The following is a 10,991-nucleotide window of genomic DNA, read 5'->3' on the forward strand; positions in this document are numbered from 1 at the left end:
CTCATTGCCAACCACCTTCCTATTTTATGTGAATCATCATAAAGAGAAAATTAACACACGATAATTTGAAGTTATCACTTATTAAACTTTTTCACCATAAATATATCACCAAATTCCTAAAATGTCAATTTAATCTGACAAAATTCGTGAATTTCCACAAATTGTTGTAATTTGTCAAATGTTAAAAACTCTGATATAATAGATGTAATTTAAAATCAATAAAAAGAATAGTTCTTGGCTAATTTGTTTAATTTGACGAAAATGCCAAATCTACTTATACAAAAATAAAGGAGTTTTCCATTATGTTTGAATACAAATTGCACATTGACGAATTTATAAATTATTGCCGTTATCACAAAAAGCTCAGTGAGAAAACGATCCGAGCGTATAAAATCGACTTGTCGCAGTACGGAGTTTTCTCGAACGAGCTTTCAAAGCAGGCCTTGTGGGACTACATAGAATATCTCAACAAAAAGTACAAGCCTAAAACAGCCCAGCGTAAGCTTGCAACGCTTAAAGCGTTTATTCACTTTCTGCTTTTGCAGGATCTTATCGACTTTAATCCGTTTGACAAACTGGAAACAACGATAAAAGAGCCTTTGCTGCTGCCGAAAACCATTCCCCTTGGAGTTATAGCTAAACTAATATCTTTTTCGTATCAGCAGATTGTGTTTGCTAAAAGCGATTATCAGATTCGCAGTGCAGTTCGTAATACAGCAATTCTAGAATTGCTTTTCGCTACAGGAGCTAGAGTGGCGGAGATTTGTACTTTGCGTTCAGATAATGTTGATCTGTTAGGAAACTCGGTTAAATTCTATGGTAAAGGCTCAAAAGAACGTATTATACCTATTGAAAATTTTGCGGTACTCAGTATTCTTAGAAAATATCATTCGTTATTTGAAAAAGAGATTCCAGATTCGGGATATTTTTTCGTCAACAAGCTAGGCAGAAGAATGACCGAACAGTCTGTTCGCAATATGATAAATTTCTATTGCAAACAGTGCGGAGTAGATATGCATATAACGCCCCATATGTTCCGACATTCTTTTGCTACTCTTCTTCTCGAAGAAGATGTTGATATCCGATACATACAGCGAATGTTGGGACATAGTTCAATAACTACAACTCAGATTTATACACATGTTACGTCTGCAAAACAAAAAGAGATACTTAAAACAAAGCATCCAAGAAACAAACTGAATATTGGTTAGGAGGAGATACTATAGCTTTATCGCAAATAATCGTAACAAGCCGCTATCTGAAAAGCGGTACACAGAAAAGTAAAAACAAGCGCAGAAATTACACAAAGTATATCGCAACCCGTGAAACAGTTGAGGTTCGGGATCAAAACACTATTGACAGAAAAGATAACGCTACTAAAAACCAACAAGAATTGCTTCGTGATCTGCTTTCAGATTTTCCCGAAGCTAAAAGATACCTTGAGTATGAGGACTACACTGCGAACCCTACTGTAGAAAACGCTTCGGAACTAATCAGTACGATCATTGAGCGTAACGCTGACGTCATCGGTAATCGTCAGAATTTTGTCGGTTACATGGCTATGCGTCCGGGGGTTCAGAAAAGAGGTTCTCATGGTCTTTTCAATGAAAAAGATGAACCGATAATTCTTGACAGGGTAGCTAACGAAATAGCAAATCACAAAGGCAATGTCTGGTCCCACGTAATTTCACTTCGTCGTGAAGATGCAATTAGACTTGGTTACGATAATTCGGAAGCGTGGCGGCAGCTTGTTATGCGTCACATTTCAGATATTGCAAAAAATCAGAAAATTTCATTATGCAATTTAAAATGGTACGCCGCATTTCATGACACTACTCATCATCCGCATATTCATCTGCTTGTTTATTCCGAAAATACAAAGGAAGGATTCTTAACAAACGAGGGAATTAATAAGATTCGTTCAGCTTTTGCAAACGATATATTTAAGGACGATTTGCAGTCCATATATCAGGAGCAGACATTAAGCCGTGACGAATTGAAAGCTGTATCAAAAACGGAGTTTGAAAGTGTTGTCAGAAAAATTCAGCAAAGCGATTTTGAAAATCCGCAGCTTGAAAATCTTATCCGCAAACTATATTCTCAGTTACAGAATGTTAAAGGCAAAAAAGTATATGGATATCTTCCTCAGGAGGTCAAAGAAACAGTCAACAGCATTTTTTCGGAACTTGCAAATGACGATAATATCCGTCAGCTTTATGAAAAATGGTGCAGTTTGGAGAGCTTGAAATACAAGACCTATACGCAAAAAGAAAAAGAACTGCCGCCATTGGTTGATAACAAAGTTTTTCAGCCTGTGCGGAATATGATAATCAGAACTGTGCTTGACATGAATTATCCTGTCATTGATGTAGAAATTGAAGAACCCGAACTGACAGAAAAAACTGATGATGACATAACAGATATTCCTCCGCAGATAGACGAGTCGAAACAGTTAGAAAATGATAATGTGATATTTTCAGATAACGAGGAGCTGACAGCCGAAGAGTTCACTTGTAGTAATGAAAGTGCGGTAACAGTTGATATTGATGACGAACCTCAAAGCAAATACTACCTCAAATGGAGTACAGCATACAAAGAAGCTTGTAAGATTATTTACAACAAGCAATCAAAGCTTGAAGATTTTCAGAAAGCGGAGCAGCTTTTGCTTAACGAATCAAGGTCAGGCAATGTTCTTGCTATTCAAGATCTGGGCAAACTCTATTCTACTGATAAACTCGGCGAAAAAGATGAAAAAAAGTCTTTTTCATTCTACGAAGAAGCATTTCAGGGTTTTATGGAGATCGAGCCGGATTCTGATTTTATGTTTCCTTATGAGCCGAAATTTGATGGGCAGATTATGAAACCCGTGAATATGCGTTCTTACGTTTGGTATCGCATAGGCAAAATGCATTGCTATGGGTTGGGAACAGAACAGGATTACGCTCAATCATTTGAATGGTTCTTGAAATCAGCTCATGAAGGCAACAAATTCGCACAATACAGTCTCGCCAATTTATATTACTACGGCAACGGTGTGGAAAAAGACTTGTCTCAGGCGTTTTGGTGGTATCGCAAATCATCTGAACAGGGTCAGCCTTATGCTTCTTATGCTGTCGCTCAGATGTACAGCAAGGGCGAATATGTTGCAGAAAATAAAGAAACCGCACAGAGATATTACAAAGCGGCATTGTCAGGATTTCTTGAACTCGAAAGCAAGGATCAGGCTGATGATAACTTATATTACAAATTGGGCGCTATGTATAAAAACGGTCTTGGAACTGAGATTGATATTCCTAAAGCCATCGAATATTTTGAAAAATCCACTGAAAATATGTGGTCAACTTATCAGCTCGGCAGGCTTTATCTTTTCGGTGCAGAGGAACTTGAAAAAGATAAGGAAAAGGCTGTGGAGTGGCTCACAAAGTCCGCAAATGACGGAAATGAGTATGCTCAGAATATGCTTGACAATATGGCACAGTTTGAAAACACTATACTTGCAAATACGATCTTCGCTCTGTTCGCTAATCTCTGCAAGTGTATTGAAGATGACTATACACAGAAGTATAAGTCGGTCAGACATACAGTCGACAGCAGACTGAGGAGAATGATAAGGCAAAAGAAACAGTCGTTTGGAATTAAGGACGAGCAGTCTCAGAGTTATGAGCAATCATAATTACTGCCAAACATTTATAGAATATACTGTAACAGGTGGTTGCAAATATGTATTTGATATTAAAAAAGACTTTAATATGCTGGAAAACGGAGTTCACAATTGTTTATGGTAAAATAGAAATGCAGAAAAAGGGCTCCAAAAATACACAACAGGGGCGCTCCTTCTATGCGCAAACCGAGCCCCCACACGTTAATCTTGTGCTGACCGGGCTATGCACTTTTTCGAGCCCATTTATGCACTTTTTGCTTGACAAACACAGTGGACAGTTTTTAAGAATATTTTACTCTGCTCTTGCATGGCGTTTGAACTTAATGATTAGTTAATTTTAAATAAAAGTCGTATAATCAGTCAAATATGATAATATAGTTGACAAAATGTAAATTATTAATGAATTCTAAAATTTACTTGACAAATATTTCAAGGCGAAGTATAATAAAAAAGTGTAAATATAGTCAAAAAGGCATCTTATTATGTGAAATAAATGTTTTTCTTGTTTGACTTAATTATGATAAGAGGAGTGAAACGCTATGACACCGGAAGAAGCTTCTCAGTTGTATAATATAGAACAAAGAAATTATTATGATTACTGTGGTTATATTCAGTCGTAGTATATAGAAGAGTTCAAGGTGGAACAGCGCCAAAGTTAACTGATACATCTACACCTGGACGAAGTTATGAATTGCCAGCACCGTGGTCTGAATGGATAGAGGAAGCTGCTACTAATGTAAAGATTATAAAATAGCATTAAATGGAGTGTGTGTAATGGATAATAAAATGCGTATAGTGGCGGAAGAATTTGAAAATACAACTACTGGAGAGAAAGTAACCGGTGTAACGGTTATGATTGATGGAAAGTTAAGACAGGTCTTTGATATTATGATTGCAAAAAGTGGTTATAACAAGAGTTATTTGGAAATGTTGCAGGAGGTACTTGTTTTAGGAATAGATGAGTATATCAAGAAATTGAAATAGTATATTCAATTACTTATCGTTGGTATTTTAAACCTGTGGTTCAAAACTCGGAAACGCTATCCAGACAACAGCAAAAGTCAGCGGAACGATCTCTAATGGCATGGACGGATTTGATATGCTGTCGATGGGGTTGGGAATGATAGATCCCGATAATCCGTTAACGGCATTGAACAATAAGCTGCATCAGAGCGATATTTACAATGGTTTCCAGATGGGCGTGAGTATGCTTTCATCCTTCAGGGGTGCAGCATCACAGAATATGGCTTGCTTTATTGCAGGAACGATGGTGCTTACAACAGCAGGTCTTGTTGCAATTGAGAGGCTTAAAGCTGGAGATGTTGTTATTTCAACGAACCCCGACACGCTTGAAACCGCATCTAAAACTGTTCTTGAGACTTATGTGCGCAAAGTGGACAAGCTTGTTCATCTCACAATTAATGGTGAAGAAATTGTAACAACTGATAATCACCCGTTCTACGTTCAAGGCAGGGGTTTTATCAATGCAGGAAGTCTTCTTGTTGGTGATAAACTTATCAGCGTAAATGGCGAAGATTTGTTTGTTGAGAAACATCGGGTTGAAGAATTTGACGAGCCTGTTGACGTTTATAATTTTCAGGTTGAAGATTATCATACTTACTTTGTTGGTGAATCTGCGGTTTGGGTGCATAATAATAACAAAGCTTGTCCTGTTCCTGAACCAAGAAAATCGGAAAAACACAAAACAGCAGATGGCGAACCTTTAACATATAAATCAAATTCAAAACATACGCCTGGTCAAGATGGTAATTGTTCAGATGCTGGTATTGAGCCAAGAAATTCATTTGAATTATTTGAGGATTCGATTGCTTCAACTGAAAAAACTGGTCATAGATATGCATATGAAAAAGAAACAGATACGATTCACAGATTTTTCTCAAATGCAGAGGAAACAGAATGGCACTGGTGTGGTTCAGAAAATCAAGGAAAAAATTCTTTGAATATAACAAAGATACCCAAAGATATTAAAAAAACATTTACAAAAGAGTATGGTGTTAAATGGAAAGGAAGATAATATGTTAATTGGCGATCCTTATAAATTTGCAGTTTTATTTGATAGAGTAAAAAAATGGAATCCATCTTTAACAGATAATAATGGTTTTTTTGCACTATGTATTGATGGAAAATTATTTCCTGATGAAATTGAAAATGCAGTAATACCTGTAGGTGTTAGAGATGTCAAAGTAGCTTTATCTGGAATTCCAGTTGATGAAAAAATATTTGACATGGATTCAAAAGATGCAATTTTGATTTTGTATGATCTTGTATATCCAGAGTTTGATGATGAGAAAAGTGATGAAGAAAACAGGGATAATGATTTTAGATATTTGCTTTCTACAAATGAATTAGTTGATGATAATTATCTTGTTTTTGCTGTAGGAAAAGAAAGGAAAATTAGAATACTTGGTACAAAAGCAGAGTATGATTTTGAAGAGAAAAGAGATGTTTTATGTAATTCAAAAGTAACTGAAATAATCCTCGAAAAAGATTATGTTAATAATGTTATTGCTCAACTTGAAGAGATAAAGTGGAATTAAGATTTGAATATTGGTACATTTAATAATCAGCGAATCTTGCACTATATGCCCGACAAGTATACAAGATTGTACATCTGACAATTAACGGTAAATAAATTATCACAACCGAAAATCACCCGTTCTACGTTCAAGGCAGAGGCTTTATCAATGCTGGAAACCTTCTTATCGGTGATAAACTTATCAGCGTAAATGGCGAAGATTTGTTTGTTGAGAAACATCGGGTTGAAGAACTTGACGAGCCTGTTGACGTTTATAACTTTCATGTTGAAGATTATCATACTTATTTTGTTGGTGAATCTGCGGTTTGGGTGCATAATTCGGAATGTAAAGTGAGTACTTCAAGAAGAGATCATATATTAGAGGGTGAAGGGCCTAATGATCCTGGGCATGGCCCCAATAGGGGATTTGGCAATAGTGCTTTTCCTGACACTTGGACAGACGATTACGCTATAAAAGCCGTTGAAGATGTAGCCAATAGTCCAAATTCAACATGGAGACAATCAACAGGACCTGGTGGAGGACGTAACGCTCCTGTTACAATAGGAGGTCCTGATGCAAATGCTCCATTAACCACAAGAAATGGACGACCAGTTAGGTTTATTGTTGAAGGTAGAAATCATGGATTAGATGTTAGAGTTATTGTTGAACCTGGCGGTGAAGGAATAGTTACGGGATTTCCTATTAATCGATAAAGTGTTAGGAGAATTAGTGATGAAAAAAGAAGCATATGATAAATTTATGAAAAAAATATCGAGTGAATTCAAAAATGTTGATACAGTTAAAGAATTTCTTTTAGATGCAGCGGAATTAGCTATGTATGGAGAAAAACGAGTGGCACTTGAAAATTTTCTTGAAAATCTACTGGAAAATGAGATACATATTTCATCCGAATTGATAGATTTGGCAGAAGAGGCATTTAGTGATAACCCAACAGACTATGATAATAGATTAATTTTTGAAATGAAACAATTTAAATTAAATTAATGTGTAATATAAAAGTTGTATGCAAATACGAATACGCTTGAAACCGCACCGAAAACGGTTCTTGAAACGTATGTCCGTCAGGTAGAAAAGCTTGTTCACCTCACAATTAATGGTGAAGAAATTGTAACAACTGATAATCACCCGTTTTATGTACAAGGCAGGGGTTTTATCAATGCAGGAAGTCTTCTCGTTGGCGATAAACTTATAAGCGTAAATGGCGAGGACTTGTTTGTTGAGAAACATCGGGTTGAAGAATTTGACGAGCCTGTTGACGTGTATAATTTTCAGGTTGAAGATTATCATACTTATTTTGTTGGTGATTGTGCGGTTTGGGTGCATAATGCAAGCTCTGATTATAATCTAATTGAACCGGATAAATACACAGAACTTTCTGAGTCAGAGATGCGAATAATATTATCTGATCGTGGCCTGGATGATACTGCTGTGCAAGATATGATTGATTCTTTTGATGGACCAATATATAGTCGTGAAGGAAACCTTGGAGAAGTTTTTACGATAACTGAGGCATCTGCTGGTGATGCATCAGGAATTTTTGTTACAAGAGGTTCTGCTGGAGCTACACTGGCAGAAAGAATTAATAATCTTGCATTACCGCCTAATAATACTGCACTTGTTGAGAGCCAAATGCAACTTACTCGATCACAAATTTTACTTGAGGGAAAAGTAGCTGCACAACCTGAATGGGCACTTATTGCTGATGATGGCATATCAAGAACAGGCGGCGGATGGCAAGTAGTTACTGATGGTGGAAAATATACAGGTGCAATTGATAGGTGAATTAGTATGAAAGAAAAACTAACTATTCTTTATAATTATCTTAAGAACAATGATCATATGCAGGATGCTAATAGGATTGCTAAAATTCTCGATGAATACGATAAAAATGGTGACTTATCAGAATTATCTATAAAAAAAATAAAAGCAATGTGCAATCCTAGATATCTCGGAAATCTTTATATAAAAGAATTTCCCGATCCATATAAATGGTGGAATTTCTTGGCTGAAATAAAAAAATCAATTGAATGAAACTACGTTGATGATAAGAAGCTATTTTATGGATTTTGAGAATGGTATTGTAAAAATAGACGAGGAAGCATTTAGTCCTAAATATTCTTTTGAAATGTTCCGTCATTCCTCTTTTTATAAGAATTAAGCTTGTTCACCTTATAACAAATGGTGAAGAAATTATCACAACTGATAATCACCCGTTTTATGTTCAAGGCAGGGGCTTTATCAATGCAGGAAATCTTCTCGTTGGTGATAAACTTATAAGCGTAAATGGCGAAGATTTGTTTGTTGAGAAGCACTACATAGAGGAAACAGATGTACCCGTTGATGTTTATAACTTCCAAGTTGAAGATCATCATACTTACTTTGTTGGTGAGTGTTGTGCTTGGGTGCATAATAAAAATTGTCCCCCACACATGAATGAAGATGGCACATTAAAACCAAATCAAGAGTATAAAGCTGGAGAAAACGGCTACACATACAAAACCGATGCAAATGGTAATATAAGTTCTGCTCATGCGGACGAATTGAAATTCAAAACCCATGACGGAAGATTGAACCATAATTCAAACACAGCCGGTAAATTACCTGGTGATGACGCAGGCCATTTGTTTGCAGACCAATTTGGTGGTTCTCCGGATTTGGATAACCTGGTTTCGCAGAGAAGTGATTTAAATAGAGCTGTAAAAAATACAGATAATTATCGCAGTATGGAAAGGGAGTGGTCAAATGCATTAAAAAATGGACAAAACGTTACTGATGTAGATATTAAGTTATCATATAAAAACGGTTCATCTCGTCCTTCTTCTTTTAACGTATCCTACAAAATTGACGGTGAACTGTTTAGACGAATATTTAAACAATAGAAATAATTTAAAGGAGAATTGATATGTTACAAGGATTTGAAGATGCTTTTACAGATGCGCAGGCAAGAACGATATCGCTAGCTTTAGAGTTATTAGAAAATAACAAGAAAGAAGCTGATATGATATATATTTATATTTATCAAAGTGATACGCAGATTTTTTTTAACGCATTTTTTGCTAAAGATAAGAAAATCTACCTTTTAAACGATTGGTTCGATGACGATCAAATCAATGATTTTTTTGACTGCGGTGTGGAAGATGTTGACAATATTGTTGAAGTATGTGATACTTACGATGGTAAATGCCCATATGAGTTTAAATTAAGTTACAATGTTAAGACTAAGTCTTTTGATGCGAAATACAACTATGATGATATTGCAATGGAGAATGATGTTGACTTAGTAGATATTTATAAAGAATGGCAGAAAGAATGTGAGTCCGAAATCTCTTGTAATTGAGACTGTTAGCATTTGATGTTTCATACAAAATAGATGGCAAATTTATTAATCCCCATTAAAAAATAGGAGGTTAACCATGTTAAAAGGATTTGAAGACGCATTTGTTGATGCACAAGCTAATGTTATTTCGCTTTGCCTTGAATTACTTAAGAATTCTGAAAAGAGTGCAGACGTTATATATGTATACATATTACAAAATGATAACGAAGAGTATATTGACGCATTTTTTGAGAAAGATGGCAAGTTGTTCACAACCAATGATTGGTGTTCAGATGCTCAAATTAAGGAATTCTTTCATTGTGGAATAGAAGATATAGAAAGCATTGTTGAGCTTTGTGATACCTATGATGCAAAGTGTCCACACGAATTCAAATTAGTATACAATGTTAACTCTAAGTCATTTGACTCAAATTACAATTATGAAAATGTAACTGATGTTTATGATAAGGATGTAATTGAGTTAGTCGAAGAATGGTTTAATGAATGCAAAAAAAATATAAGTCATTGATAAATTTTAAAAGATAAAATTATGGTTGAAGTCAATGAGCAATTAGCTGAAGTTATATCCAACTCACAAATAGCCTTTTTAAACGGCAAGCTGCAGGAAGCATTCAGTCTATACTCAACACTTATACGTTCAAGGTAGAGGCTTTATCAATGCAGGAAGTCTTCTTGTTGGTGATAAGCTTATCAGTGTGAATGGTGAAGACTTAGTAATTGTGAAATTCTTCATTGAAGAAACTGCTGAATCTGTTTCCGTGTATAATTTTCAGGTTGAGGATTATCATACTTACTTTGTTGGTGAGTGTGCGGTTTGGGTACATAATGCGGAGTGCATCGTACGCAAGAATGGTGAGATTGAGATTACAGATTGGGAAGGTTATCCAAAAGGTGGACCAAAGCCAGATGGAAAACTTAAACTTCTTGAAGGAGAAGAATATACAAAAGCAAGAAAATCTGCTAATAGTGAAAATGCTCAGATTCATAGACAAAATCCTGAATTAAAAGGAAAACAAATTCATGAAGTACATCCTGTTAAATTTAGTGGTAGCCCAACGAACTATTCTAATAAAATTGCGCTTACGCAGTCTGAACATGCAAAATACACCAAGTTTTGGAAGTGAATACAAGCTCAAGCAAAAAATCAAATGAAATGAGGAAAGAAGAATGAATATAGCGGAAAAATATATGACGGATATGGAATTGAATGAACCAAGCAATCCATTAGAAATAAATAAAACTGAAGATAAATTAAAAATTAAATTTCCGGAACAGTATAAAAAGTTTTTGCTATCTCATAACGGGGCTGAGGGTTCTATAGGCGAAAATTCGTATCTCGTTATATGGTCAATTGAAGATACGCTTAATTTTGTTTCATCAGTAAATTCAATGTCAATAAAAGAAATAGTTACGGAATCCGGATTTGCTCGTTTTA

General features: G+C 35.5%; 13 protein-coding genes and 1 pseudogene. All 14 read left to right on the plus strand.

Annotation, left to right across the window (positions count from 1 at the left end):
* The first annotated feature begins 302 nt into the window (after positions 1 to 302).
* A complete protein-coding gene (locus tag AB5123_RS12725; protein ID WP_368364906.1) occupies positions 303 to 1,211 on the plus strand; it encodes a tyrosine-type recombinase/integrase in 909 nt (302 codons plus the stop codon).
* 29 nt (positions 1,212 to 1,240) lie between these two features.
* Entirely contained in the window at positions 1,241 to 3,673 is a 2,433-nt protein-coding gene (mobP3, locus tag AB5123_RS12730; protein ID WP_368364909.1) for a MobP3 family relaxase, read from the plus strand.
* Between the two features lie 762 nt (positions 3,674 to 4,435).
* Complete coding sequence (locus AB5123_RS12735) at positions 4,436 to 4,645, plus strand: hypothetical protein (protein WP_117864217.1); 210 nt, start codon at positions 4,436 to 4,438, stop codon at positions 4,643 to 4,645.
* A 100-nt stretch (positions 4,646 to 4,745) separates the two neighbouring features.
* Positions 4,746 to 5,696 (plus strand): polymorphic toxin-type HINT domain-containing protein, encoded by a 951-nt coding sequence (locus tag AB5123_RS12740; RefSeq protein ID WP_368364907.1) that lies wholly within the window; start codon positions 4,746 to 4,748, stop codon positions 5,694 to 5,696.
* 1 nt (position 5,697) lies between these two features.
* Positions 5,698 to 6,219 (plus strand): immunity 42 family protein, encoded by a 522-nt coding sequence (locus AB5123_RS12745; RefSeq protein WP_181981613.1) that lies wholly within the window; start codon positions 5,698 to 5,700, stop codon positions 6,217 to 6,219.
* A gap of 98 nt (positions 6,220 to 6,317) precedes the next feature.
* A complete protein-coding gene (locus tag AB5123_RS12750) occupies positions 6,318 to 6,911 on the plus strand; it encodes a polymorphic toxin-type HINT domain-containing protein (protein ID WP_278308541.1) in 594 nt (197 codons plus the stop codon).
* Positions 6,912 to 6,930: 19 nt separating this feature from the next.
* Complete coding sequence (locus AB5123_RS12755; RefSeq protein ID WP_117864200.1) at positions 6,931 to 7,203, plus strand: hypothetical protein; 273 nt, start codon at positions 6,931 to 6,933, stop codon at positions 7,201 to 7,203.
* A 15-nt stretch (positions 7,204 to 7,218) separates the two neighbouring features.
* Entirely contained in the window at positions 7,219 to 8,001 is a 783-nt protein-coding gene (locus AB5123_RS12760; protein ID WP_195246805.1) for a polymorphic toxin-type HINT domain-containing protein, read from the plus strand.
* Between the two features lie 6 nt (positions 8,002 to 8,007).
* On the plus strand, positions 8,008 to 8,250 hold the full coding sequence (locus tag AB5123_RS12765; RefSeq protein ID WP_117864196.1) for a hypothetical protein: 243 nt from the start codon (positions 8,008 to 8,010) through the stop codon (positions 8,248 to 8,250).
* Between the two features lie 89 nt (positions 8,251 to 8,339).
* Positions 8,340 to 9,098 (plus strand): DNA/RNA non-specific endonuclease, encoded by a 759-nt coding sequence (locus tag AB5123_RS12770; RefSeq protein WP_117864194.1) that lies wholly within the window; start codon positions 8,340 to 8,342, stop codon positions 9,096 to 9,098.
* A 23-nt stretch (positions 9,099 to 9,121) separates the two neighbouring features.
* Positions 9,122 to 9,556, plus strand: coding sequence for a hypothetical protein (locus AB5123_RS12775; protein ID WP_117864192.1), 435 nt, complete (start codon positions 9,122 to 9,124; stop codon positions 9,554 to 9,556).
* Positions 9,557 to 9,632: 76 nt separating this feature from the next.
* On the plus strand, positions 9,633 to 10,064 hold the full coding sequence (locus AB5123_RS12780; RefSeq protein ID WP_038671820.1) for a hypothetical protein: 432 nt from the start codon (positions 9,633 to 9,635) through the stop codon (positions 10,062 to 10,064).
* A gap of 130 nt (positions 10,065 to 10,194) precedes the next feature.
* A pseudogene (locus AB5123_RS12785) lies at positions 10,195 to 10,680 on the plus strand (polymorphic toxin-type HINT domain-containing protein); the annotation flags it as partial.
* Positions 10,681 to 10,723: 43 nt separating this feature from the next.
* On the plus strand, positions 10,724 to 10,991 hold a 268-nt coding region (locus tag AB5123_RS12790; protein WP_368364908.1), incomplete at its 3' end, for an SMI1/KNR4 family protein.

Origin of the sequence: Ruminococcus sp. RTP21204st1_B2_RTP21204_210225, from assembly GCF_040914135.1 — a bacterium.
Classification (GTDB): domain Bacteria; phylum Bacillota; class Clostridia; order Oscillospirales; family Ruminococcaceae; genus Hominimerdicola; species Hominimerdicola aceti.

What these genes read in the sequence shown, in the direction of transcription:
- AB5123_RS12725 (WP_368364906.1), top strand. Translation starts at nt 303, where the DNA reads ATGTTTGAATACAAATTGCACATTGACGAATTTATAAATTATTGCCGT.
- AB5123_RS12735 (WP_117864217.1), top strand. Translation starts at nt 4,436, where the DNA reads ATGGATAATAAAATGCGTATAGTGGCGGAAGAATTTGAAAATACAACT.
- AB5123_RS12740 (WP_368364907.1), top strand. Translation starts at nt 4,746, where the DNA reads ATGGACGGATTTGATATGCTGTCGATGGGGTTGGGAATGATAGATCCC.
- AB5123_RS12745 (WP_181981613.1), top strand. Translation starts at nt 5,698, where the DNA reads ATGTTAATTGGCGATCCTTATAAATTTGCAGTTTTATTTGATAGAGTA.
- AB5123_RS12755 (WP_117864200.1), top strand. Translation starts at nt 6,931, where the DNA reads ATGAAAAAAGAAGCATATGATAAATTTATGAAAAAAATATCGAGTGAA.
- AB5123_RS12765 (WP_117864196.1), top strand. Translation starts at nt 8,008, where the DNA reads ATGAAAGAAAAACTAACTATTCTTTATAATTATCTTAAGAACAATGAT.
- AB5123_RS12775 (WP_117864192.1), top strand. Translation starts at nt 9,122, where the DNA reads ATGTTACAAGGATTTGAAGATGCTTTTACAGATGCGCAGGCAAGAACG.
- AB5123_RS12780 (WP_038671820.1), top strand. Translation starts at nt 9,633, where the DNA reads ATGTTAAAAGGATTTGAAGACGCATTTGTTGATGCACAAGCTAATGTT.